Below are 24,262 nucleotides of genomic sequence, written 5' to 3' on the forward strand. Positions count from 1 at the left end.
GGGACCGGGCATGATCGAGTTCCGCGGCGTCGACAAGCAGTTCCCCGACGGCACGCGCGCGGTCACGGACTTCTCCCTGATCATCCCGTCGCGCCAGACGACCGTGTTCGTCGGCTCGTCGGGATGCGGCAAGACGACGCTGCTGCGCATGATCAACCGCATGGTCGAACCCACCGCCGGCGTCATCGAGATCGACGGCGAGGATGTCTCGACAGGATCGCCCGTGACGCTGCGTCGGCGGATCGGCTACGTCATGCAGAACTCCGGCCTACTTCCGCATTTCACCGTCGCCGACAACATCGCCACCGTGCCGGTGCTGAACGGCACCTCGCGGCGTGATGCGCGGCGCCGGGCGCTCGAGCTCATGGAGACCGTCGGGCTCGACACGGCACTCGCGGATCGCTATCCGAGCCAGCTCTCGGGCGGCCAGCAGCAGCGGGTGGGTGTGGCGCGCGGGCTCGCCGCCGACCCCAACATCCTCCTGATGGACGAGCCGTTCGGCGCCGTCGACCCGATCGTGCGCGCGGAGCTCCAGCAGGAGCTGATCCGCCTGCAGCGCGACCTCGACAAGACCGTCGTGTTCGTCACGCACGACATCGACGAGGCGTTCCTGCTGGGAGACCAGGTCGTGATCCTCGCGAAAGGGGCGCAGAAGCTCCAGGTCGGCAGCCCGAGCGAGATCATGCAGGCTCCCGCCGACGAGTTCGTCTCCGCCTTCATCGGCGCCGACAAGGGCAAGCGCGCGCTCCGGCTGAAGGACGTGGGCGGGCGCACGGTCGTCGTCGACGCCGAGGGCCGCACGCAGGGCGCCCTCGTCGAGGACGGCGGGTGAGATGACCTGGGTCCTCGCGAACCTCGGGATGATCGCGGAGCTGGCTCTCGACCACTTGCGCCAGAGCCTCATCGCGATCGTCGTCGGGTTCGTCCTGTCGATCCCGCTGGGCTGGGTCGCGTGGCGGTACCGCCTGCTGCGCGGCTGGGTCATCACCGTCACCGGGCTGCTCTACACGATCCCGTCCCTCGCGCTGCTGATCCTGTTGCCGACGGCACTCGGCTACCGCATCCCGACCGAGTTCAACCTCATCGTCGGACTCACGATCTACGCGATCGCGATCCTCACGCGCGCGGTGACGGACGGCCTGGACTCGGTGGATGCGGGCATCCGCCAGGCGGCGACGGCCATGGGCTACGGCGGTTTCCGGCGGTTCTTCGCCGTCGATCTCCCGTTGGCTGGGCCGGTGATCCTCGCGGGTCTGCGCGTCGCAGCGGTCTCGACGATCTCGCTGGCCACGGTCGGCATCCTCGTCGGCGTCACCAACCTCGGCTATCTCTTCACCAACGGCCTGCAGCGCCGCATCCTCGAGGAGGTCTTCGCCGGTGTCGTCGCCGTCGTGATCCTGGCGCTCCTGGTCGACCTCCTGCTCGTGCTCCTCGGGCGCCTGTTGATGCCGTGGACCCGCAAGGCCCGGCCGACCCGCCGGGGCGTGGCCGCGCGAGAGGAGGTCGCGGCATGAACGTCTTCTGGGATGCGATCGTGTGGCTGTTCTCGCCCGAGCAGTACAGCGGTCCGAGCGCGCTGCCGGTGCTGCTGCTCCAGCAGCTCGGCTACACCGCGGTGGCCGTGGCGATCGCCGGCGTGATCGCGATTCCGGCGGGCCTCGCCATCGGCCACACCGGCCGCGGCCGTGAGATCGCGGTGGCCCTCTCGGGCGCCGCTCGCGCCGTACCCTCCTTCGGCCTGCTGGTGCTGCTGGTGCTGCTCATGGGCGTGCTGCACAAGCCGGAGGCGGCCGTGGTGACCTTCGTCGTGCTCGCCATCCCGGCCCTGCTCGCCGGTGCCTACACCGGCCTCGAGGCGATAGATCGGCGCGTCATCGACGCCGCCCGCGCGATGGGCATGACCGAGTGGCAGATCCTCTGGCGGGTCGAGATCCCGCTCGGCCTGCCGCTGCTGGTCGGCGGCATCCGCTCGGCCGTCCTGCAGGTGGTCGCCACGGTGACCATCGCCGCCTACGTCGGCCTCGGCGGCCTCGGCCTGCCGATCATCCAGGGCATTCCCCTGCGGCGGATCGACCAGGTGCTGGGCGGGGCGATCGTCGTCGCCCTGCTCGCGCTCGTGCTCGACGCGCTGCTCTCGCTCGCCCAGCGCGCCGCCGTGCCCGCAGGCATCCGCGTCCAGGCGCCCTCGCGCACACCGAGGCGGCTGCGCTCCCGACCCGTGCAGGCCGCCTGAGCCTGCCGTACACGTCCCGAATCCACCAGGAAGGAACATCATGTCCACAGCATTCCGCCGCCGCGTCGCCCTCGTCGGCGCCGTCGCACTCACCTCTGCGCTGGCCCTCGCCGGCTGCGCGTCGTCGTCCGACCCGCTCTCCGACGGCGACCAGACCCAAGCCCCGTCCGACACGATCGTCGTCGGCTCGCAGGACTACTACTCGAACGAGATCATCGCGGAGATCTACGCCCAGGCGCTCGAGGGTGCCGGCTTCACGGTGCAGCGCGACTTCACGATCGGTCAGCGCGACGCGTACCTGCCCGAGCTCGAGAGCGGCGCCATCACGCTGTTCCCGGAGTACACCGGCAACCTGCTCCAGTTCTTCGAACCCGACACCGAGGCGCGTTCGTCCGACGACGTCTACGCCGCGCTCAAGGAGGCCCTGCCCGAGAACCTCACGGTGCTCGACCAGTCGACCGCGAGCGACCAGGACTCCTACACGGTCACCCAGGCTTTCGCCGAGCAGTGGGGCCTCGAGACGATCGCCGACCTCTCGAAGGTCACCGAGCCGCTGACCCTGGGCGGCCCGCCCGAGCTCGCGGACCGTCCGTACGGACCCACCGGTCTCAAGAGCACGTACGGCATCGACGTGACCTTCCAGGCGACCGGCGCGACCACGGTCGAGGACCTCGTGGCCGGCACCGTGAACGTCGCCAACGTGTTCACGGCCGACCCGCAGATCCAGACCCAGAAGCTGAAGGTCCTGGAGGACCCGCAGTCGCTGTTCCTCGCGTCGAACGTCGTTCCCCTGGTCAACAAGGACGTCGCCGGCGACATCGCCGACGTCATCAACAAGGTGAGCGCCGCGCTGACCCCCGAGGGCCTCGTCGCGCTGAACGTCGAGAGCACGGTCGACAAGTCGTCCTCCGCCGACATCGCCAAGAAGTGGCTGGCGGACAACGGCCTGAGCTGACCGCGTCCGTCAGCGAAGGGCCCCCGGCGTGCACCGCGCCGGGGGCCCGTCGCTGTCGTGGGACCTTCGCCCCTGCTGCGTCAGGATGCGCGCGCCTAGCGTCGAAGACACAGGGCGCCGAGGGGATCGGCGCGGAAGGGCTCATCATGCAACGCGCACTCGTCGTCGGCGGCACCGGCCTCCTCGGCTACCACACCACGCAGGAACTCCTGCGTCGCGGCTATCGGGTCGCGACCCTGGCGCTGCCCGCGACCGACGCGCCGGAGCTGCCGGTCGAGGTCGACGCCCACTGGGGCGATCTGAACCTGATGACCGACGGCGAGCTCGCCGACCTGCTCGCGGGCACGGATGCGGTGTTCTTCGCGATGGGCGCCGATGAGCGCACGCTGCCGCCCGCGCCCGCATCCCGCTTCTACTACGAGGCCAACGTCGTCCCGACGCAGCGCCTCGCCCGCCTCGCGCGCGCGGCCGGCGTCGGGCGCTTCATCGTCTTCGGCTCCGACACCGCCGAGTGGGGGGAGCGCTGGCCCGAGCTCGGCTTCCGCACGCGCAACGCCTACCCGCGCTCCCGCTATGCGCAGGAAGAGGTCGCCGTGCTCGAGGGTGACGGCGCGATGGACGTCATGGTCCTGCGCCTGCCCTACATCTTCGGCGTCGTGGCGGGCCAGCGTCCCCGCTGGCAGGCCGTGCTGGATGCAGTCGCAGCCAGCGCCGGTCCGATCCCGGTGCTGGGTGGGTCCACATCCGCCGTCACGGTGCGCCAGGTGGCGCAGGCCGCGGTCGGAGCGATGGAGCGGGGCACACACGGCAGTCGGTACACCCTGAGCGCCTACGAGCTCAGCCACTCCCAGTTCCTCGAGCTGTGCTGCGAGGCGGTCGGGCGCGACCCGCACGACGTCGCCGTGGTGCCGCTCGGCGACCTCCTTCCCACCTCCGAGGCCCGCGAGGCCGAGGTGCAGGCGGTCGGTCGCGAGTTCGGTCTGCACCCCGCGGACACGGCGCTGCTGGGTGAGAAGCGCGCCGTGGGCGATGTGGCGGACACGATCGCCCTCGACGTCGAACCCGACGACGTCCTGGGCGAGATCCGCGCCTGCCTCGCCTGGTGCGTCGAGCACCCGCGCGAGTCCGTACCCGCCTGACGAACCTTCGGCGGGGCGCTCAGTCGTCGAGCGCCTCGCCGAGTTCCAGCCAGCGCTCTTCGAGGCTCGCGACCTCGGTGACGTACGCGTCACGGGTGCGCTGCAGCTCGAGGAGCCGGTCGTAGTCGTCGTGGGCGTCGGCGAACCGCGCGTCCAGCGCGGCGATCTCGGTCTGCAGCTTCGCGAGGCGCCGGTCGATCGCCGACAGTTCCTTCTCGGCCGCGCGACGCTCCGCGCCCGCGAGGGCGGGGGATGCGGCCGCCGCCGGCTTCTCACGTTCCGCGCCGGTGATCGCGGGCTGCGCGGCGCGCAGGCGCAGATACTCCTCGACGCCGCCGGGCAGATGCCGGAAGCGCCCGTCGAGGATCGCGTACTGCTGGTCGGTGACGCGCTCGAGGAAGTACCGGTCGTGTGAGACGACGACGAGGGTGCCCGGCCACGAGTCGAGCAGATCCTCCATCGCCGCGAGCATGTCGGTGTCGAGGTCGTTGGTCGGCTCGTCGAGGATGAGCACGTTGGGCTGCGAGAGCAGCACGAGAAGCAGCTGCAGGCGCCGCTTCTGACCTCCCGAGAGGTCCTTCACGGGCGTCGAGAGCTGCGCGCTGGAGAACCCGAGGCGTTCGAGCAGCTGACCGGGGGTGAGCTCCTGCGCCTTCGAGCCCGCCCCGAACGAGTAGGTCGTGCGAAGGCCCGCGAGCACGACGCGCACGGGGGAGTCGAGGTGCTCGTCGAGCTCGTCCATGCGCTGCGAGAGTGTCGCGACCTGCACGGTCTTGCCGCGCTTCACGCGCCCCGCGCTCGGTGCGATCTCACCCGAGACGAGCCCCAGCAGGGTGGACTTGCCGGCACCGTTCACACCGAGGATGCCGGTGCGCTCGCCCGGCGCGATGCGCCACTCGACCTCGTGCAGCACCTCGCGACCGTCGTACGACACCGATGCGTCGAGCAGGTCTACGACGTCCTTGCCGAGCCGCGCGACGGCGAGGGAGCGCAGGGAGACGCTGTCGCGGATCTCGGGTACGTCGGCGATGAGCTCGTTCGCTGCGTCGATGCGGAACTTCGGCTTCGACGTGCGCGCGGGCGCGCCGCGCCGCAGCCATGCCAGCTCCTTACGGGCCAGGTTCTGCCGCTTCGACTCGATCGCCGCCGCCTGCCGGTCGCGCTCGACGCGCTGCAGGATGTACGCGGCGTAACCGCCTTCGAAGGGCTCGACGATGCGGTCGTGCACCTCCCAGGTCATCGTGCACACCTCGTCGAGGAACCACCGGTCGTGTGTCACGACGAGCAGGCCGCCGGCATTGGCGGGCCACCGCTTCTTCAGGTGCGCGGCGAGCCAGCTGATCGCCTCCACGTCGAGGTGGTTGGTCGGCTCGTCGAGGGCGATGACGTCCCAGTCGCCGGCGAGGAGCGCCGCGAGCGACACGCGGCGCCGCTGCCCTCCGGAGAGGGTGGCGACATCCGCATCCCAGTCGAGGTCGCCGAGGAGTCCCGCGATGACGTCGCGGGCGCGGGCGTCGCCCGCCCACTCGTGCTCGGGACGGTCGCCGACGACGCTCTCGCCGATCGAGCGACCGTCGACGAGGGTGTCGGCCTGATCCAGCACGCCGATGCGCACGCCGCCGCGCACCGTCACGCGTCCGCTGTCGGGTTCGGTGCGTCCGGCGAGCATGCCGAGCAGGGTGGACTTGCCGTCGCCGTTGCGGCCGACGATGCCGATGCGGTCACCCTCGTTGACGCCGAGCGAGATGGAGTCGAAGACGACCTTCGTCGGGTATTCGAGATGGAGGGCTTCGCCGCCGAGTAGATGAGCCATGTTGCTTCCAGGCTAGATGACCGCCTCCCACGCCCGGTGCGGTTGCTACGCTCGCAGCATGCAATGCCGGTGACCCGCCTTCTGCTCCCGTCAACGCGCCGTCGCGCGACTCGGAAAGGGTCCACCCATGTACGCAGATCTTCCGTTGAGCGGCCGGACCGCTCTTGTCACCGGCGTCTCCCGGCGTCGCGGCATCGGCTATGCCGTCGCCCGCGCGCTCGCCGCACGCGGCGCGCACCTCGTCATCCAGCACCACCGTCCGCACGACGAAGATCAGCCGTGGGGCGCCGACGATCTCGATGACGTCCGCGCCGGCATCCGCTCCGAGCTCGCGCCCGGAGCGACGCTGACCGACATCGGCGCGGATCTCGCCGACACCGAGGCGATCGGTCGGGTGATGGATGCGGCCGCCGCCGCGACCGGCGCCGTCGACATCCTCGTCTGCAATCACGCCAGAAGCGGCGACGACGGCAGCATCCTCGATATGACACCCGAGCGTCTCGACGCGTTCTGGCAGGTGAACGCGCGCTCGACGCTGCTGCTGACGGCGGAGTTCGCCCGCCGCAAGGCTCCGAGTCGGGACGAGCAGCGGCGCCCCGGGGAGCGCGTGAGCGGGGCGAAGCCCTACGCTGCGCCGCAGGGCCACGTCATCTGGATGACCTCGGGTCAGATCCACGGGCCGATGCGGGGAGAGATCGCCTACGCCACGAGCAAGGCCGCGCTCGCCGGCATCACCGCATCCGTTGCGGCGGAGCTGCTGGAGCTCGGCATCGTGCTCAACACGGTGAACCCCGGTCCCGTCAACACCGGCTACCTGGATCCCGACACCGCGGACCGGCCGCTGGGCGAGATCGAGGAGTACCTCCGGACGACCCCGTTCGGACGCTTCGGTCGGCCCGAGGATGCGGCCGAGCTCATCGCCTGGCTGACCAGCGCCGCGGGTAGCTGGGTGGTGGGTCAGGTGCTCACCGGCGACGGTGGGTTCTCTCTGGCATGAGCGGCGTTGTTCAGTGCAGGAGGAACTCCAGCAGCACGACCAGCAGGCCCAGCAGGGCCGTGCCGAGTGCGCCGAGCAGGCGGACCCAGAGCTTCGCCCCGGTGCGGGCGTAGGCCGAGAAACCGAGGACGGCGAGCATTGCGAGGGCCGTCCAGATCGCCGCATCCTGCACGTCGCCCGCATCCGTCGTGAAGAACGCGGTGATGATCATGGCGATCGTCGATGGGGCGCACGCGTAGATCATGCCGAGCGAGTGGATGAACGCGAGGCGTGTCGCCGCTCCGAGACCGTGGCGCCCGTGGTCCGACAGTGTGTGCGCGAACACGTGAGCGAGGTAGAAGACGACGAGGCTGCTGATGGCGATCGCGAGCATCTCGCTGACGGGGCCCTCCTCGTCGGCGATCAGCACGACCGTCGTGTAGACGATGAGACCGTAGATGGCGACCGGGGTGCGGAATCGGTTGTCGAACCAGCGCTGCAGCTTGCTGTGCCCAGCCGCATCCGGCGTGCGCGTGATGGCGGTGTCGTCGCTCATGTGTCGAATCCCAGGGAGAGTTTGCGCAGCAGTGCGGCAAGGCGGTCCCGGTCGCTGCGGGAGAGTCGCTGCAGCAGCAGGGCCTCCGCGTCGACCAGGCGGGTGATGGCGGCGTCGACGCGGGTGCGTCCCTCGTCGGTGAGGATGACGTGCACGCTGCGGCCGTCGGCGGGGTCAGCCTCGCGGCGCACGAGCCGGCGCCCCACCAGGCGGTCGATGCGGTTGGTCATCGTGCCGCTCGAGACGAGCGTCTGCTGCAGCAGCTGCTTGGGGCTGAGCTGATACGGCTCGCCGGAGCGCCGCAGCGCCGAGAGCACATCCCACTCCCACGGCTCCAGATCGCTGCGGCGGAACGCTTCTCGCCGGGCGCGATCGAGGTGTCGCGAGAGGCGGTCCACGCGGGAGAGCACTTCGAGCGGTGAGAAATCCAGATCCGGGCGCTGGGTCGTCCACGATCCGACGATGCGGTCGACCTCGTCGCTCTCTGTGGCCATGAGGCCATTATGGCGACAGGCGCTCGCTCGCGCGCACCCGCATCCGTCCGCCCCTTCCCATCCCACTTCCTCCCCGCGAGACTGCATTTCGAGCACGAGATCACTGTCATTACCCGTGATCTCGTGCAGAAGATGCATTCTCGCGGGAAGCGGGCTGCCCGGACGGCGGCGGATGCGGGCGCGTCGGGCGGCAGGTGGCAGACTGGGGGAGCCCGCCCGAGAGCGGGCGGTCCGCCGTGGTGTAATGGCAGCACGACAGCCTTTGGAGCTGTGAGGTCTAGGTTCGAGTCCTGGCGGCGGAGCATGTCGGAATCGCTTACCGCACCGCTCGCCGTCATCGTCCTCGCCGCCGGTCAGGGAACGCGCATGCGCTCCCGCTTGCCTAAGGTGCTGCATCCGCTCGCCGGGCAACCGCTCGTCGGCCACGTGCTGCGCACGGCCCGCGTGCTCGAGCCCGCGCGCGTGGCGGTCGTGGTGCGGCACGAGCGCACGCTCGTCGCCGAGGCGGTCGCCGCCCTCGCGCCGGACGCGGTCGTCGTCGACCAGGACGAGATCCCCGGCACCGGACGCGCCGTCGAACTCGGGCTCGCCGGCCTCGACGCCTTCGACGGCGATGTGCTCGTGCTCAGCGGCGACGTGCCGCTGCTCGAGGCCGAGACGTTGCGGGCGCTCGTCGAGACCCACCGGGCGCGCGAAGCGGCCGTGACCCTGCTCAGCGCGGTCCTGGCCGACCCCACCGGATACGGGCGGGTGCTGCGCGATGCGTCCGGCGACGTCGAGCGCATCGTCGAGCAGAAGGATGCGACCGATCACGAGGCCGAGGTCGCCGAGATCAACGCGGGGGTCTATGTCTTCCGCGCCGAGGCGCTGCGCCGTCACCTCCCCGAGGTCGGCCAGGCAAACGCGCAGGGTGAGAAGTACCTCACGGACGTCGTGGCACTCGCCCGCCGCGCCGGCGAGCGTATCGCCGTCGGACAGTCGCCCGACCCCGCTGCCGCCCTCGGCGTCAACGACCGTGTGCAGCTCGCCGAAGCCGCCCGCATCCTCAACGCCCGCACGGTGCGCCGCTGGCAGATGGCCGGCGCCAGCATCCTCGATCCCGCGACGACCTGGATCGATGTCGACGCGACCCTCGCCGAAGACGTGACCGTGCTCCCGGGCACGTATCTCCTCGGGGCGACGACGGTCGCCGCGGGCGCGACGATCGGCCCCGACACGAGCCTCACCGACTGCGAGGTCGGGGAGGATGCGGTCGTGCGCCGCACGGATGCGACGCTGGCGGTCATCGGACCGCGCGCGAGCGTCGGACCGTTCGCCTACCTCCGCCCCGGCACGACACTCGCGGCCGACGGCAAGATCGGAACCTTCGTCGAGACCAAGAATTCGCAGATCGGCGAGGGCAGCAAGGTGCCGCACCTCTCCTACATCGGCGACACGACGATCGGCCGCGGCGTCAACCTCGGCGCCGGCGCCATCACCGCGAACTACGACGACATCGCCAAGCACCGCACCGAGATCGGTGACGAGGTGCACAGCGGCTCGCACAATGTGTTCGTGGCGCCGGTTAAGATCGGAGACGGCGCGAAAACCGGTGCCGGAGCTGTCATCCGCAAGGATGTTCCGGCCGGTGCCCTGGCTCTCAGCGTCGCCCCTCAGCGCAACGTCGAGGGATGGGTCGAGAACAACAGGCCGGGCACGTCCGCAGCTGATGCGGCGAAGCGCGCACGGACCGCACAGGAAGCTGGCGATGGCACGCAAAGATAAGACGGTCGATCTGGATCGCGAGCGCGGGATCGCTCCGGGACTGGTCGCCAAGACCAAGAAGCGCCTCGTCGTCGCGTCGGGCCGCTCGCACCCCGAGCTGTCGACGGAGGTCGCCGCGCAGCTGGGCACGCAGCTCGTTCCCACGGAGTACCGCACCTTCGCCTCCGGCGAGATCCTGACCCGCTTCGAGGTCTCGATCCGCGGCTGCGACTTCTTCCTGCTGCAGAGCTTCGGCCCGCCGGTGAACGAGTGGCTCATGGAGACGCTCATCATGCTGGATGCGGCCAAGCGCGCATCCGCCAAGCGCATCACCGTCGTGGCGCCGTACTTCCCTTACTCCCGCCAGGACAAGAAGGGCCGCGGGCGCGAGCCGATCAGCGCCCGCCTGGTCGCCGACCTGCTGAAGACGGCGGGGGCCGACCGCGTCATGAGCGTCGATCTGCACGCCGCTCAGATCCAGGGCTTCTTCGACGGCCCCGTCGACCATCTGTTCGCCAAGCCCGTGCTCCTGGAGTACTTCGAGCGCACGCTGAGCCCCGAGGATCGGGAGAAGCTCACGGTCGTCTCACCGGACACCGGCCGGGTGCGGGTGGCCGACACGTGGTCCGACAGCCTCGGTGCGCCGCTGGCCATCATCCACAAGCGCCGCGACCCCAACGTCGCCAACCAGGTCACCGTCAACGAGATCGTCGGTTCGGTCGCGGGCCGGGTGTGCCTGCTGGTCGACGACATGATCGACACGGGCGGCACGATCGTCAAAGCGGCGCAGGCACTCAAAGCCAGCGGTGCTGAGCGCGTCATCGTCGCGGCCACGCACGCCGTCTTCAGCGACCCCGCAACCCAGCGCCTGCAGGATGGGTCGATCGACGAGGTCGTGGTGACCGACACGATTCCGCTCCCCGAAGAGAAGCGTTTCCCGGCACTCACAGTGCTGCCGATCGCGCCGCTTCTGGGTCGCGCGATCCGCGAGGTCTTCGAGGACGGTTCGGTCACGAGCATGTTCGACGGCGCGGCCTGACGGTTCCCATCCACCTTCCCCGGGATTCATAGCGGTCGCAAAAGTCTGCTGCGCAGGATGGTGCATGCCGCCGCATACAGCGGGCGGCTACGACAGCGCGAGGGACGCGCACGGCACACGCCGGGCTCGTCTGTCGAGGCACCGCATCCAGGAGGACCGTCAATGATCCGCACGAACGCCGTACCCCGCCCCGTCCGCACTGCCGCCGCCGTGATCGGCGTCGCTGGAGCTTTCGCCCTTGCTGGTTGCGCTTCGCAGACCGCAACCACCGACGCCGGCACGAATGACGCCCCCGCGTCGTCGAGCACCCCGCAGAGCACCGGATCGTCGGGTTCGAGCACCAGCTCCAGCTCCAGCTCCTACAAGGACGGCAGCTACACGGCCGAGGGCTCCTACCAGACCCCCGAGACCGTCGAGAAGATCACCGTGAAGGTGACACTGGCGGATGGCACCATCACCGCGGTCGATGTGACCGGCGACCCGCAGGCCCGCGAGTCGCAGCAGTACCAGAGTCAGTTCATCGGCGGTATCTCGGACGAGGTCGTCGGTAAGAAGATCGACGACATCAAGGTCAGCCGCGTGGCCGGCTCGTCGCTCACGAGCGGCGGCTTCAACCAGGCCATCGAGGAGATCAAGACCGAAGCGAAGGGCTGATGTCCGCGCTGTGGCGGTTCGACGCGATCGGCACCCGCTGGGAGATCGAGACCGTTGAGCCGGTGCCGGATGCGGCCCGCACGCTCATCGACGCCGTCATCGACGGCTTCGACGAGGAGTGGTCGCGGTTCCGCCCGGACTCGCTCGTGAGCCGCCTCGCCGTCCATGGCGGCGAGGCGGCCGCGCCGGTCGATGCCGCGGCGATGCTCGATGTGTACCGCGAGCTCGACGCGGCGACCGCGGGGGCGGTGAATCCCCTGGTGGGGGAGAGCCTTGCCCGTCGCGGGTACGACGCGACGTACTCGTTCGTCGACCGCGGGGCCGCTCCCGCGCCGTCATGGCAGCAGGTGCTCGAGTGGGACGCGCAGACGCTGCGCCTCGCGCGGCCGGCGCTGTTGGATGTGGGCGCGCTCGGCAAGGGACGCCTCGTCGACCTCGTCGCCGAGATCCTCGCGAGTTCGGTCACGGGTGGCTTCGTCGTCGACGCGAGCGGAGACATGGCCGTACGCGGCGGGCCCGTCCGGGTCGGCCTCGAGCATCCCTTCGACCCGTCGCGCGCCATCGGCGTGTTCGAGCTCGAGGATGCGGCGCTGTGCGCCTCCGCGGTCAACCGCCGCGCGTGGGGCGAGGGCCTCCACCACGTGCTCGACGCCCGTACCGGGATGCCGGTGCGCACGATCGCCGCGACGTGGGCGCTGGCATCCGATGCGATGCACGCCGACGCGGCGGCGACCGCACTCTTCTTCGACGGCGGCCCGGAGCTGGCCGCCGACTGGGGGGTGTCGTGGGTGAGGATGACCACCGACGGCACCGTCGAATGGTCAGCAGACCAGAAAGCCGAGTTGTTCCTGTGATCGCCTCCTTCACCGCCGGCGCGAACCGGGTCACCGCCCTGTTCGGGCGCCTGTCGATGTACCGGCTCGTCCAGCTCGCGCTGGGTCTGCTCGCCGTCATCGCCTTCGTCCTCTCGTTCGCAGGACTCGTCGTCCCGACGCCGTGGGAGCTGCTGGCCACCGCGGTCGTGCTGGCCGTCGTCGGCGTCCTCGCCGACACGACCGCGCAACGACTGCTCCGCCTGCCGCTGCGCACCGAGTCGACGCTCATCACCTCCGTGATCCTGCTGTTCGTGCTGCGTCCGACCGTCGAGCCGATGGGGCTCGTCGGCATCGCGATCGCGGCGCTGGCCGCATCCGTCTCCAAGTACCTGCTCGCCTGGCGCGGCCGCCACATCTTCAACCCGGCGGCAGTGGGCGCGACGGTCGTCACGATCGTGTCCGCGCTCCTGCCGTTGGATTCGGGCATCGGCGGTTCGGCCTGGTGGGTGGGAACACCCGTGCTCTTCGGCCCGGTGCTGCTGCTCGGGCTCGTCGTGCTCTGGCGCACCGAGAAGATCCGCGTCGTCGGACTCTTCTTCGTTGTCGCCGTCGTCGTCAACCTCGTCCGCGTCTTCGTGCAGTACCAGCAGTCCGGTCTCGCGATCGATGCGGGGACCGTCATCGCCCAGGTGCTGACCGCGTCCCCGTTCCTGTTCCTCGGCGCGTTCATGCTCTCCGAGCCGCTGACGCTGCCGCCCCGGCGCTGGCAGCAGTACACGGTGGCCGCGGTCGTCGGCGTGCTGGCCGGCTGGCCGATCCCCGTCGGGTACATGACGCTGGGGCAGGAGCGGGCGCTGATCATCGGAAACCTGATCGCGTTCCTGTTCTGCCTGCGCCAGGCCGTGCGTCTGACCCTCGTCGAGCGGCGTTCGCCCAGCGCGACGGTGCGCGAACTCGTGTTCCGGGCCGAGCGCGGTCTTGCCTTCCGCGCCGGACAGTACCTCGAGCTCGACGTGCCGCACCGTCGCGCCGATGCGCGGGGGACCCGACGCGAGTTCAGCATCGTCTCCGCGCCCGAGGACCTGCCCACCGTCCGCGTCGCGTACCGCGACGGTGTCGGGCCTCAGAGCTCGTACAAGAAGGCGCTCGGCGAGGTGCCGCCGGGCAAGAGACTCGCCGTCACGGGGGTCTGGGGCGACTTCGTGCTGCCCAAGGACACCTCGCGTCCCGTCCTGCTGGTGGCCGCCGGCATCGGCGTGACGCCCTTCGTGTCGCAGCTGCGTCATCTCACGGCGAGCGGCGTGCGCCGCGACATCGTGCTCGTGTTCGTGGCGTCGGATGCCGGCCAGCTCGTGTTCCGCGACGACCTCGCCGCATCCGGGGTTCCGGTCGTCGTGTTCACGCCCGACGATCCGGGAGCCTTGCCCGCGAACTGGACGTGGGCCGGTCCCGACCGGATCGACGCCGCACACCTGGCACGCGTCGTGCCGGACATCGGCCAGCGCCATGCGTACGTGTCGGGTCCGCCGCGGCTGATCGCCGACCTCGCACCCGCGCTCGAGAAGGCCCGCGGCATCACGACCGACGCCTTCAGCGGCTACTGACCCGCCCGGGCGTGAGGCCCGGAGACGTCAGCGCGTGCGGTGGGCCCGGTAGTAGTCCAGCAGGGAGCGCGTCGAGGCATCCTGTGCCGCGGTCGCGTCCGCGTCCCCCTCGATCGCGGGGGCGATCTGCAGGGCGAGCTGCTTTCCGAGCTCGACACCCCACTGGTCGAACGAGTTGATGCCCCAGATCGCACCCTGCGTGAACGTGATGTGCTCGTACAGTGCGATGAGTTGACCCAGCACTGCCGGCGTCAGGGCGGGTGCGAAGATCGACGTCGTCGGGCGGTTGCCCGCGAACGTGCGCGCAGCGACCAGCGCACCGGTGGTGCCCTCGGCCTCCACCTCCGCGGCGGTCTTGCCGAACGCGAGCGCCTTGGTCTGCGCGAGGAAGTTCGCCAGGAACAGTCCGTGCACGTCGCGGTCGCCGTCGCGGAGCGGATAGGCGGGGTTCACGAACGCGATGAAGTCGGCGGGGATCAGCCGCGTGCCCTGGTGGATGAGCTGGTAGAAGGCGTGCTGGCCGTTCGTGCCCGGCTCGCCCCAGAAGATCTCACCGGTGTCGGTCGTGACGGGGGACCCGTCCCAGCGCACCGACTTGCCGTTGGACTCCATCGTCAGCTGCTGCAGGTACGCCGGGAAGCGGCTCAGCTGCTGCGCGTAGGGGAGGACCGCGTGCGACTGCGCACCGAGGAAGTTGTTGTACCAGACGTTCAGCAGGCCCATGAGCACGGGCACGTTGCGCTCGAGCGGCGTGGTGCGCACGTGTTCGTCGACCGCGTGGAAGCCGGCGAGCAGCTCGCGGAACACGTCGGGGCCGAGAGCGATCGCCAGCGACAGGCCGATCGCCGAGTCGACGGAGTAGCGGCCGCCGACCCAGTCCCAGAACCCGAACGCGTTGGCGGGGTCGATTCCGAAGGCGGCGACCTTGTCGAGCGCGGTCGACACCGCGACGAAGTGGTGCGCGACCGCATCCGTCCGGGCGTCGTCCTCGTCGGCGATGGCGCCGGATGCGGTCAGGCCCGCCCACAGCCAGTCGCGGGCGAGGCGAGCGTTGGTCAGCGTCTCGAGGGTCGTGAAGGTCTTGGACGCGACGATGAACAGCGTCGTCTCGGGATCGAGGTCCGCGGTCTTCTGGGCGAGGTCGGTCGGGTCGATGTTGGACACGAACCGCGCCTGGATGCCGGCGTCCGCGTAGGGCTTGAGCGCCTCGTAGACCATGACGGGACCGAGGTCGGACCCGCCGATCCCGATGTTGACGACGTGGGTGACCTTCTTGCCCGTGACACCCTGCCACTCGCCCGAGCGCACTCGGTCGGCGAACGCGGACACGAGCTCGAGTACCGACTGCACGTCCTCGTCGACCTGCTGGCCGTCCACGACGAGCGCGGGCGCGGCGCCCGCAGGACGCCTCAGGGCCGTGTGCAGCACGGCGCGGTCCTCGCTCGTGTTGATGTGCACGCCGGCCAGCATCTCGGCGAAGCGCTCTTCGACGCCCGTCTGGCGCGCGAGCTCCACGAGCCGGGCGAGGATGTCGTCGGTGACGAGGTTCTTCGAGAGGTCGACGTGCAGGTCGGCCAGCGGCAGGCTCAGGCGTGCGGCGCGGTCGGCGTCCGTGGCGAACCAGCCCCGCAGATCGGGGGAGAACCCGTCACGGAGAGCGGCGAGATCCGTCCAAGCGGAGGTGGTGGTGGGATCGATCGGAGTGGTCACCCCACCACGCTAGTGGCTCGGATCGGCCTCGGATGCGGCCGGTCCCGGATCAATGGGTTTGCCCGGCATACGCAGGGTGAACGTGGTGTCGCCGGGGCTCGAATCCACCGTCAATTCGCCGCCGTGAGCGTCGGCGATGGCTCGTGCGATCGAGAGGCCGAGGCCCGTTCCGCCGGTCTTGCGGGCGCGGGAGCTGTCGCCGCGGGCGAAGCGCTCGAACAGCTCGTCGCGCACCTGAGGATCGACGCCGGGGCCGTCGTCGTGCACGCGCAGCACCGCATCCGAACCTTCGCGCGTGACGCTGAGCGTCACGGTCGTGCCCGCCGGGGTGTGGGTGCGGGCGTTCGCCAGCAGATTCGCCACGACCTGGGTGAGTCGGCCCGTGTCGCCGGCGACGATGACGGGCTCCTCGTCGAGTTCGAGCTCCCAGTGGTGATCCTGGCCCGCCGCCTGCGCGTCGCCGAGGGACTCGACGGCCAACCGCGACAGATCGACGGAACCGTAGACCAGCTCGTGCCCCTCTTCGAGGCGGGCGAGCAGCAGGAGGTCTTCGACGAGTTCCGTCATCCGCAGCGACTGTGCCTGGATGCGCTGCAGCGACGACTCCGTGGTCTCGCTGAGCGTCCGATCGCGCAGCGACAGCTCGGAGTACCCGCGGATGGAGGCGAGAGGGGTGCGCAGCTCGTGGCTCGCATCGGCGACGAAGCGCCGCATCCGCTCCTCGTTGCGCTGGCGTGCCTCGAGCGAGGTCTCGACGTGGTCGAGAAGGGTGTTCAGCGCGACGCCGACCCGACCGATCTCGGTGGCGTCGTCGGCCTCGGATGCGGGAACGCGCTCGCTGATGTGCACGGCACCCTCCGACAGCGGCTGGGTGGCGACGCGCTCGGCGGTGCTCGCCACCGCGCGGAGCGGGCGGAGGCTGCGGCGGATGATCATGGCCAGGACGACACCGAGCAGGAGCAGTCCGCCGACGGTCACGAGGGCGACGGTGGTGACGATCTGCCCGAGGGTCTCGGTGACCTCCGAGGTCGGCAGGCCGACGAGCAGGAACGCGCCAGAGGTGTCGCCGGTGAGGATGGCGCGGTAGTCGCCCAGCCCTTCCACGGACACATCGACGCGACCGGTGTCGTGGTCCGGGCGTCCCGTGATGCTCTCGATCTGCGCCGAGGTGAGTTCGACCACCGAGTCGGCGGCGACATAGGCGCCGGTCGTCGGCCCGTACTGCCCGCGCAGCACGAGAAGCGTCCCGACCTCCTGCCGGCCGTTCTTCAGGATGTCGGCCGCGCTGTCGTTGGGGGAGCCGTAGAGCTGCGATGCCTCGCTGACCTGTGTGTCGAGGCTCTCGCGCATGATCGAGGTGAGGATCGTCCCGGTCGCCAATCCGACGGCGCCGAGGATGACGGCGACCATGCCGATGACGGCGACCATGAGCCGGGCCTGGAGCGTGAGTCGGCGCGCCACCCTTCGGTGGACGCGTGTCACTGCGGGGCTTTGATCATGTAGCCCACACCGCGCACGGTGTGGATCAGCGGCTCCCGCCCGGCGTCGATCTTCTTGCGCAGGTACGAGATGTACAGCTCGACGACGCTCGAGCGTCCACCGAAGTCGTAGTTCCAGACGCGGTCGAGGATCTGCGCCTTCGACACCACCCGGCGCTGGTTGCGCATGAGGTAGCGCAGCAGCTCGAACTCGGTCGCGGTCAGCTCGATCTCGACACCCTGGCGCTCGACTTCGTGGCTGTCCTCGTTGAGGCTGAGGTCGCCGACGCGCAGGATGGGCTCGGAGTCGCCGGCCTGGGCGGTGCCCGCGCGGCGCATGAGCCCGCGGAGTCGGGCCACGACCTCTTCGAGGCTGAAGGGCTTCGTCACATAGTCGTCACCGCCGGCCGTGAGTCCCGCGACCCGGTCGGCGACGCCGTCCTTCGCGGTCAGGAACAGCACGGGCACGTCGTTGCCCGACTGGCGCAGCCGCTGCAGCACCGCCATGCCGTCGAGGTCGGGCATCATGATGTCGAGCACCATGGCGTCGGGCTCGAAATCGCGCGCGGCCTGGAGCGCCTGGAAGCCGCTGGCCGCGGCGCGCACGTCCCAGCCCTCCATGCGCAGAGCCATCGACAGCAGATCGGTGAGCATCTGCTCGTCGTCGACGACGAGGATGCGGGGAGCGGAGCCGTCGGCGCGCTGCAGAGCGGGAGAGGGTGCCATCGAAGTCATGCCTCGATTCTGAGGTCGTTTCTATGCCGTTCCTATGGAGTGGGTTATGAGCCCGCTGTGAGTCGCGTAGCCGGCCCGGGCACCGGATGAGAGACATGGTCGCATAGTCGCCTCATCAACGCGCCATGTGTCTCGCATCGTGAGGATCTTTAGCGTCACGGCACGGCCCCAGAACCCGATGGGCCAGGAGGAGAACATGTACGCGACATATCTGCGGCGGGAGCTGTCCGGCCGCAAGAAGCAGACCATCATCGTGGCGGCGGGACTCGCCATCGCCATCGCGCTCGTCATCGTGGTCACGGCGCTGTCGTCCGGCGTGCGCGACGCGCAGACCCGCGCCCTGGAATCCGTCTACGGCGTCGGCACCGACCTGACCGTGGCCGGTGCCGAGACCGAGCCCGGCGAAGGCGAGCGGCCTCGCTTCGAGTTCGGTCAGGACGGCGGCTCGACGGACGCTGACGGCACCACCTCGCTCAGCCAATCGCGGCTGATGACCGATCTGATGCGCGGCACGCTGGCGGCGTCCACCGTCGACACCGTCGCGAACCTGGAGAACGTCTCGGCCGCATCCGGCGCGCTCGCACTGACCAACTCGACCTTCACGGGCGAACTCCCCGAGCGCCCGTCCACCGACGACGGCACCGGCGCGGAGGGCCAGACCGGCCCGCCGGGCGGAGGCGGGGGCTTCGGCGGCGGATCCTTCGACCTCGACTCGTTCTCCGTGCTCGGCGTCGGAGCCGACGCATCCGTCGGACCGCTCTCTGCGGTGACCCTCTCCGAGGGGCGGATGCTGGAGGGCGCGGATGCGGGTCAGAACGTCGCCGTGCTCGACGCCACCTATGCTGCGTCGAAGTCGCTGGTCGTGGGCGGCACGATCGATGTGGGCGGCACCTCGATGCAGGTCGTGGGCATCGTCGCCTCCGCGACGAACGACGCCGACACGGCCGCGAACGTGTACATCCCGCTCGACGTCGCGCAGTCGCTCGCGGGCGTGGGCGACGTCGTCTCGACGGTCTACGTGCAGGCGAGCTCCGCGGACGCCATCGGCGCAGTGCAGACGGCGATCTCGGACGCCTTCCCCGACGCCACCGTGAGTTCGCAGTCGGATCTGGCCTCGACCGTCTCGGGCTCGCTGGCGAGCGCTGCCGCACTGATCACGAGTCTCGGCACGTGGCTGTCGGTGCTCCTGCTGGTCGTCGCCGTGGCACTGGCCGTGCTCTTCACGATCTCCGGCGTCTCCCGCCGCACGCGCGAGTTCGGAACCCTCAAGGCGATCGGCTGGTCCAACCGCCGCGTCGTCGGACAGGTCGCCGGCGAGTCGGTCGTGCAGGGGCTCATCGGCGGTGTCGCCGGTGTGGTCCTGGGGCTCGGCGCGATCGGCGTCATCAACCTGATCTCTCCGACGATCTCGGCGACCACGGAGCAGGCGACGGGCCCGGCCGGGATGACGGGGCCGGGCGGAATGGCAGGAATGGGCGGAGCGCCGCAGCTGGCGGCCGCCGCATCCGACGTGGTCCTGAACGCACCGGTGTCGGTCGGCATCGTTCTGGTGGCCGTCGCGCTGTCGATCGCCGCGGGGCTTGTGGCGGGGGCCTTCGGCGGCTGGCGAGCCGCCCGACTCAGCCCTGCCGAGGCGCTGCGTGCCGTCGCCTGAGCCGCACCGAAACGAAACGAGGAGAACAGACATGACCATGAACGACACCGTCGAAGCCGCCCCCGCCCCGTTCGCCTATCGGGTGCGCGGCGTCGGCAAGACGTACCGGCAGAAGGGGAGGGTGGTGACGGCGCTCACCGGTGTCGACATCGACATCGATCCCGGCGAGTTCGTCACCATCCAAGGGCCCACGGGAGGCGGCAAGTCCACGTTCCTCCAGCTACTCGGTGCGTTGGACCAGCCGACAGAGGGCCAGGTGATGCTGGGCGAGACCGACATCGCCCGCGCGACCAACCGTCAGCTCAGCGAGGTGCGCGCGCACGAGATCGGCTTCGTGTTCCAGGGGTTCAACCTCATCCCGACCCTGACGGCCGCAGAGAACGTCGACATGGGGCTCGAGCCTCTGGGACTGCCGCAGTCCGAACGGGCCGAGCGGGTCCGCGAGGCGCTTGCGCGCGTCGGCCTCGAGGAACGCGCCGACCATCGACCGGGAGAGTTGTCGGGCGGTCAGCAGCAGCGGGTGGCGATCGCGAGGGCCATCGCGAAGAAGCCCCGTGTGCTGCTGGCGGACGAGCCGACGGGCAATCTCGACGAGCACATGCGCGACGAGATCCTCGAGGTGCTGGAGGCGCTCAACCGCGACGGACTCACACTGATCGTGGTGACGCACGACTCGGCCGTGGCCCGGCGCGCCACGCGGCGCCTGCGGCTCGAGAAGGGCACGGTGCGCGACATCACCCGGTGACCCCGGCGCGCCGCATCCGTCGTTCAGCGGCGGCGGATGCGGCGCGTCGCCGCGATCGCGAGCGCGCCGATCGCGGTGCCGGTCGTGTTCGAGACGAGATCGCGCACATCGGCGACCCGCCCGGCGAGGGCCAGACCCTGCGTCGTCTCGATTCCGGCGCTGATCGCGAGGCCGATCGGGATGGCGAGCCACCACCGGCGGCCCAGCCACAGGGCTCCGAGAAGGCCGGCGGGCACGAACAGTGCGATGTTCGCGGTGAACTCCAGCAGATCGAAAGTGATCCAGCGGGTCCACGGCGTCGCGCCGAAGGCCTCGGCCCACGCCTTCAGGATGCCGCCGGTGCCGGCCGCGTCGTCGGCCACGAGCGTGAGGCGCGCCAGCACCACGAGATACGCCGCCGTGGCGACCGCCAGGAGGAGCGTGCTCCGGCGGCCGCGCACGACGGCGTCCGTCATGACAGGTCAGTGCGTGTCGACGGCCTCGACCTCGGAGCGGTCGCCCGACCACAGCGTGTGGAAGGTGCCCTCCTTATCGATGCGCTTGTACGTGTGTGCGCCGAAGAAGTCGCGCTGCCCCTGGATGAGCGCCGCCGGAAGGCGGTCAGCGCGCAGGCCGTCGTAGTAGGCCAGCGACGACGAGAACGCGGGCGTGGGCACGCCCGTCTCTACGGCGCCGATGACGACGCGGCGCCACGCGTCCTGGGCGGTCGCGACGGCGTCGCGGAAGTAGGGTGCGAGCACCAGAGCCTGCAGCGACGGGTTCTCGGCGTACGCCTCGGTGATGCGGTTGAGGAACTGGGCGCGGATGATGCAGCCGCCGCGCCAGATCTTGGCGATGTCGCCCTTCTTGATGTCCCAGCCGTACTGCTCGGCGCCGGCCACGATCGCGTCGAAGCCCTGCGAGTAGGCGATGATCTTCGACGCGTACAGTGCCTGGCGGACGTCCTCGATGAACGCCTCGGGGTCGGCGACCGTTCCCGTCGAGGAGGGGCCGGGAAGCGACGTCGCCTCGGCGCGCTGCGCGGGCTTCGAGGAGAGCGAGCGGGCGAAGACGGCCTCGGCGATGCCGGAGACGGGGATGCCGAGATCCAGTGCGGTCTGCACGGTCCAGGCGCCCGTTCCCTTGGCGCCGGCCTGGTCGACGATGACGTCCACGAGCGGCTTGCCGGTGGCGGCGTCGACCTGCTTGAGCACTTCGGCGGTGATCTCGATCAGGTACGACTCCAGCTCGCCGCGGTTCCACTCGGCGAAGATCTCGGAGATCTCGGCGGGCGACTTGCCGGTGCCCCGACGGATGAGGTCGTACGCCTCGCCGATGAGCTGCATGTCGACGTACTCGATGCCGTTGTGGATCATCTTGACGAAGTGGCCTGCGCCGTCGTGACCGACGTGCGTGACACAGGGCTCGCCCTCGGCGACGGCCGCGATGCTCTTGAGGATCGGTCCGAGCGTGACCCACGACTCGTCCGAGCCGCCGGGCATGATCGAGGGGCCGTTCAGCGCACCCTCTTCGCCGCCCGAGATGCCGGCGCCGACGAAGTTGATGCCCGTCTCGCGCACCGCCTTCTCGCGGCGGATCGTGTCGGTGAACAGGGCGTTGCCGCCGTCGACGATGATGTCGCCGGGCTCGAAGACCTGCACGAGGTCGTTGATGACCGCATCCGTGGGGCCGCCGGCCTTGACCATGATGATCGCGGTGCGCGGCTTCTGCAGCGACGCGGCGAACTCCGCGTACGTCGAAGCGGGCACGAAGCCCGCCTCGGGGTGCTCCGTGACGAGGTGCTCGGTCTTGTCATAGCTGCGGTTGAACACGGCCACCGTGTTGCCCTCGCGCGAGGCGAGGTTGCGGGCCAGGTTCGACCCCATGACGGCGAGTCCGACGACTCCGATGTTGGCTGATGCCTCGGTCACGAAAAATACTCCTCGAACGAAGGGTGGGAACACGCCAATCGTAGTGTTCCCACGCGCCGCGAGGGTTCCGTGCGACGTCGGGCGTCGCCGCGGAGTCAGGACTTGCGGTAGTTCTGGCGGCCCATCGACCAGAAGGCGCCGACGACGCCGATGAGGGATCCGAGCGAGAGCAGACCGATGAAACCGAGCAGGAGGTCGGAGGCGAGCTGAGCGTCCACGGGGGAGTCCTTTCGATCGGGGCTCGCGCCGGCGGGCGCATCTTTCCCATGCTACCGGGCGGCACTGGTAGAGTTGACGCGAACTTCGGCGAGGGATGCGGCATCCGCATCCGTAATCGACGAGGGTGTGCAGGCCTACGGCTTCCTCACGCGCTCGCGTTCGAGTCGAACCCATCCCCAAACCCGGGGCCCGTGGGCCCGCAAGGAGAATCATCATGTCGGAAGACAACAAGGTCACCGCTGAGGTGCGCACGCAGTTCGGCAAGGGCTTCGCCCGTCGTCTGCGCGCCGCAGGTCAGATCCCCGCCGTTCTGTACGGCCACGGCACCGACCCCGTGCACCTGGCCCTGCCGGGCCACCAGGTCGCCCTGCTCATCCGCCGCGCCAACGCGCTGCTCGAGCTCACGGCCGACGGCCAGGACCACCTCGCCCTCGTCAAGGACGTCCAGAAGGACCCGGTGCGCCAGATCATCGAGCACATCGACCTGCTGGTCGTGAAGAAGGGTGAGAAGGTCGCCGTCGACGTGCCCGTCGTCGTCGTGGGCGAGCCCTTCGCCGGCACCATTGCGAACCTCGACGCGAACACCGTGTCGCTCGAGGTGCTGGCCACCAACATCCCGCAGAACATCGAGGTCGACGTCGAGGGCCTCGAGGACGGCACGCACATCACGGCCGCCGACCTCGTGCTCCCCAAGGGCGCGACGCTGGTGACCGAGCCGGAGACGCTCGTCGTGGCCGTCTCGGTGCCCGCCGCGACTCTCGCCGCGGAGGACGAGATCGCCGAGGCCGACGCCGAGGTCGCTGCTGAGCAGTCCGAGGAGTCCGCGGAGTAATTCCGCGCCACTCGCACAGGAGAAATCCCGACGACAGGATCGATTCGCGAGAATCGTCCTGCGTTCGGGATTTCTCCTGTTTTACGTCCGTCTCAACGTCGCACTCGCGCCGCCACCGGAAGGGATGACATGGCCGACACCTGGCTGATCGTGGGACTCGGGAATCCGGGGCCGCGCTACGAGGCGACGCGCCACAACGTGGGCCAGATGGTGATCGACGAGCTCGCCGGCCGCCGCAACGAGGGTTTCAAGGTGCACAAGGCGGGTGCGCGCATCGCCGAAGGCTGGCTGCGCCCCGGCGGACCGAAGCTCGTGCTCGCGAAGCCCAACACGTTCATGAACGTGTCCGGCGGACCGGTCGCGAACCTCGCGAAGTTCTTCGACATCCCCGCCGATCGTGTCGTCGTCGTGCACGACGAGCTCGACATCCCCTTCGACACCCTCAAGCTCAAGACCGGCGGCGGTCACGGCGGGCACAACGGCGTCCGCGACGTCGCCAAGGCGCTCGGCACCCCCGAGTTCCCCCGTGTGCGGGTCGGCATCGGCCGCCCTCCCGGCCGTCAGGACCCGGCCGACTGGGTGCTCGACGCCTTCGGTCAGACCGAGCGCAAGACGCTCCCCATCCTCGTCTCGGATGCGGCGGATGCGGTCGAGCTTCTCGTCGACGAGGGCATCGTCGCCGCGCAACAGCGCTGGCACGCCCCTCGCTCCTGACCCATCGCCCGGGGTGCGCCGCGCGCGTGGCGCGCCGCAAACACAGTGATCTCGTGACCGAAATGCAGTCTCGGTGGATCTCGCCGTGGCCCGTCGTGTTCAAGGGACGCGTGTTGCGGCCCCAGGCCGGGATAGGCGCGTTTCGGGTCCCTTCAACATGGGGTGGTTCCGCGCCCGCCCGCCGCGCCCGCCCGCCGCGCCCGCCCGCCGCGCCCGCCCGCCCGCCGCGCCACACGCACCCGAC

The 24,262-nt window shown here is 70.0% G+C and carries 24 protein-coding genes and 1 tRNA gene; 16 read left to right on the plus strand and 9 right to left on the minus strand.

Annotated elements, in window-relative coordinates:
* Positions 1-10 precede the first annotated feature (10 nt).
* The 5 genes from SK224_RS05985 to SK224_RS06005 all read left to right on the plus strand — a co-directional run bounded on the left by SK224_RS05985 (position 11) and on the right by SK224_RS06005 (position 4,327).
* Positions 11-832 carry an ABC transporter ATP-binding protein gene (locus SK224_RS05985; protein ID WP_320433860.1) on the plus strand — a complete coding sequence of 274 codons (822 nt, stop codon included), beginning with the start codon at positions 11-13 and terminating at the stop codon, positions 830-832.
* Position 833: 1 nt separating this feature from the next.
* A complete protein-coding gene (locus tag SK224_RS05990) occupies positions 834-1,514 on the plus strand; it encodes an ABC transporter permease (RefSeq protein ID WP_320433861.1) in 681 nt (226 codons plus the stop codon).
* Positions 1,511-2,233, plus strand: coding sequence for an ABC transporter permease (locus SK224_RS05995; RefSeq protein WP_320433862.1), 723 nt, complete (start codon positions 1,511-1,513; stop codon positions 2,231-2,233). Before SK224_RS05990 ends, SK224_RS05995 begins: the two co-directional genes overlap by 4 nt.
* A gap of 40 nt (positions 2,234-2,273) precedes the next feature.
* Entirely contained in the window at positions 2,274-3,188 is a 915-nt protein-coding gene (locus SK224_RS06000; protein WP_320433863.1) for an ABC transporter substrate-binding protein, read from the plus strand.
* 146 nt (positions 3,189-3,334) lie between these two features.
* Positions 3,335-4,327, plus strand: a complete 993-nt coding sequence (locus tag SK224_RS06005; RefSeq protein ID WP_320433864.1) for an NAD-dependent epimerase/dehydratase family protein — start codon at positions 3,335-3,337, stop codon at positions 4,325-4,327.
* A gap of 19 nt (positions 4,328-4,346) precedes the next feature.
* On the opposite strand, the gene SK224_RS06010 is transcribed toward SK224_RS06005, so the two are convergent.
* Positions 4,347-6,140 (minus strand): ABC-F family ATP-binding cassette domain-containing protein, encoded by a 1,794-nt coding sequence (locus tag SK224_RS06010; RefSeq protein ID WP_320433865.1) that lies wholly within the window; start codon positions 6,138-6,140, stop codon positions 4,347-4,349.
* A 127-nt stretch (positions 6,141-6,267) separates the two neighbouring features.
* Between SK224_RS06010 and SK224_RS06015 the strand changes: the two genes are divergently transcribed.
* Positions 6,268-7,137: an SDR family oxidoreductase gene (locus SK224_RS06015; RefSeq protein WP_320433866.1), complete on the plus strand. Its 870-nt coding sequence runs from the start codon at positions 6,268-6,270 to the stop codon at positions 7,135-7,137.
* A 10-nt stretch (positions 7,138-7,147) separates the two neighbouring features.
* Here the strand turns inward: SK224_RS06015 and SK224_RS06020 are convergent, their stop codons facing one another.
* Both SK224_RS06020 and SK224_RS06025 read right to left on the minus strand, forming a co-directional pair.
* Positions 7,148-7,672, minus strand: a complete 525-nt coding sequence (locus tag SK224_RS06020) for a hypothetical protein (protein WP_320433867.1) — start codon at positions 7,670-7,672, stop codon at positions 7,148-7,150.
* A complete protein-coding gene (locus SK224_RS06025) occupies positions 7,669-8,166 on the minus strand; it encodes a MarR family winged helix-turn-helix transcriptional regulator (protein WP_274285797.1) in 498 nt (165 codons plus the stop codon). The genes SK224_RS06020 and SK224_RS06025 overlap by 4 nt, the downstream gene beginning before the upstream one ends.
* A 230-nt stretch (positions 8,167-8,396) precedes the next feature.
* On the opposite strand from SK224_RS06025, the gene SK224_RS06030 reads away from it, so the two are divergent.
* The 6 genes from SK224_RS06030 to SK224_RS06055 all read left to right on the plus strand — a co-directional run bounded on the left by SK224_RS06030 (position 8,397) and on the right by SK224_RS06055 (position 14,021).
* Positions 8,397-8,468: transfer RNA gene (locus SK224_RS06030), tRNA-Gln, on the plus strand.
* Position 8,469: 1 nt separating this feature from the next.
* A complete protein-coding gene (glmU, locus tag SK224_RS06035) occupies positions 8,470-9,930 on the plus strand; it encodes a bifunctional UDP-N-acetylglucosamine diphosphorylase/glucosamine-1-phosphate N-acetyltransferase GlmU (RefSeq protein WP_320433868.1) in 1,461 nt (486 codons plus the stop codon).
* The gene (locus tag SK224_RS06040) at positions 9,914-10,948 is read left to right on the plus strand and encodes a ribose-phosphate diphosphokinase (protein ID WP_320433869.1); all 1,035 of its coding nucleotides are present in this window, start codon (positions 9,914-9,916) and stop codon (positions 10,946-10,948) included. The genes glmU and SK224_RS06040 overlap by 17 nt, the downstream gene beginning before the upstream one ends.
* A 162-nt stretch (positions 10,949-11,110) precedes the next feature.
* Positions 11,111-11,602 carry an FMN-binding protein gene (locus tag SK224_RS06045; protein WP_320433870.1) on the plus strand — a complete coding sequence of 164 codons (492 nt, stop codon included), beginning with the start codon at positions 11,111-11,113 and terminating at the stop codon, positions 11,600-11,602.
* Entirely contained in the window at positions 11,602-12,456 is an 855-nt protein-coding gene (locus tag SK224_RS06050) for an FAD:protein FMN transferase (protein WP_320433871.1), read from the plus strand. The genes SK224_RS06045 and SK224_RS06050 overlap by 1 nt, the downstream gene beginning before the upstream one ends.
* Positions 12,453-14,021, plus strand: coding sequence for a flavodoxin reductase (locus SK224_RS06055; protein WP_320433872.1), 1,569 nt, complete (start codon positions 12,453-12,455; stop codon positions 14,019-14,021). Before SK224_RS06050 ends, SK224_RS06055 begins: the two co-directional genes overlap by 4 nt.
* A 27-nt stretch (positions 14,022-14,048) precedes the next feature.
* On the opposite strand, the gene pgi is transcribed toward SK224_RS06055, so the two are convergent.
* The 3 genes from pgi to SK224_RS06070 are packed head-to-tail and all read right to left on the minus strand — an operon-like array spanning position 14,049 to position 17,944.
* Positions 14,049-15,731: a glucose-6-phosphate isomerase gene (gene pgi / locus SK224_RS06060; RefSeq protein ID WP_320433873.1), complete on the minus strand. Its 1,683-nt coding sequence runs from the start codon at positions 15,729-15,731 to the stop codon at positions 14,049-14,051.
* 9 nt (positions 15,732-15,740) lie between these two features.
* The gene (locus SK224_RS06065; RefSeq protein WP_320433874.1) at positions 15,741-17,192 is read right to left on the minus strand and encodes a sensor histidine kinase; all 1,452 of its coding nucleotides are present in this window, start codon (positions 17,190-17,192) and stop codon (positions 15,741-15,743) included.
* 17 nt (positions 17,193-17,209) lie between these two features.
* Positions 17,210-17,944, minus strand: coding sequence for a response regulator transcription factor (locus SK224_RS06070; RefSeq protein ID WP_274285789.1), 735 nt, complete (start codon positions 17,942-17,944; stop codon positions 17,210-17,212).
* Between the two features lie 196 nt (positions 17,945-18,140).
* Here SK224_RS06070 and SK224_RS06075 point away from each other — a divergent pair, with 196 nt between their 5' ends.
* Together SK224_RS06075 and SK224_RS06080 are read left to right on the plus strand one after the other, a co-directional pair.
* Positions 18,141-19,598 carry an ABC transporter permease gene (locus SK224_RS06075; protein WP_320433875.1) on the plus strand — a complete coding sequence of 486 codons (1,458 nt, stop codon included), beginning with the start codon at positions 18,141-18,143 and terminating at the stop codon, positions 19,596-19,598.
* A gap of 31 nt (positions 19,599-19,629) precedes the next feature.
* On the plus strand, positions 19,630-20,343 hold the full coding sequence (locus SK224_RS06080) for an ABC transporter ATP-binding protein (protein WP_320433876.1): 714 nt from the start codon (positions 19,630-19,632) through the stop codon (positions 20,341-20,343).
* A gap of 23 nt (positions 20,344-20,366) precedes the next feature.
* Here the strand turns inward: SK224_RS06080 and SK224_RS06085 are convergent, their stop codons facing one another.
* From SK224_RS06085 to SK224_RS06095, 3 genes are all read right to left on the minus strand, one after another.
* Positions 20,367-20,798, minus strand: coding sequence for a VanZ family protein (locus SK224_RS06085; RefSeq protein WP_320433877.1), 432 nt, complete (start codon positions 20,796-20,798; stop codon positions 20,367-20,369).
* A 6-nt stretch (positions 20,799-20,804) separates the two neighbouring features.
* The gene (gene gndA, locus SK224_RS06090) at positions 20,805-22,253 is read right to left on the minus strand and encodes an NADP-dependent phosphogluconate dehydrogenase (RefSeq protein ID WP_320433878.1); all 1,449 of its coding nucleotides are present in this window, start codon (positions 22,251-22,253) and stop codon (positions 20,805-20,807) included.
* A gap of 95 nt (positions 22,254-22,348) precedes the next feature.
* Positions 22,349-22,471, minus strand: a complete 123-nt coding sequence (locus tag SK224_RS06095; RefSeq protein ID WP_307324272.1) for a hypothetical protein — start codon at positions 22,469-22,471, stop codon at positions 22,349-22,351.
* A gap of 215 nt (positions 22,472-22,686) precedes the next feature.
* Here SK224_RS06095 and SK224_RS06100 point away from each other — a divergent pair, with 215 nt between their 5' ends.
* Positions 22,687-23,304, plus strand: a complete 618-nt coding sequence (locus SK224_RS06100; RefSeq protein ID WP_320433879.1) for a 50S ribosomal protein L25/general stress protein Ctc — start codon at positions 22,687-22,689, stop codon at positions 23,302-23,304.
* Between the two features lie 129 nt (positions 23,305-23,433).
* Entirely contained in the window at positions 23,434-24,018 is a 585-nt protein-coding gene (gene pth, locus SK224_RS06105) for an aminoacyl-tRNA hydrolase (protein WP_320433880.1), read from the plus strand.
* Positions 24,019-24,262: the final 244 nt, after the last annotated feature.

Source organism: Microbacterium sp. BG28, assembly GCF_034044005.1.
Classification (GTDB): Bacteria; Actinomycetota; Actinomycetes; order Actinomycetales; family Microbacteriaceae; genus Microbacterium.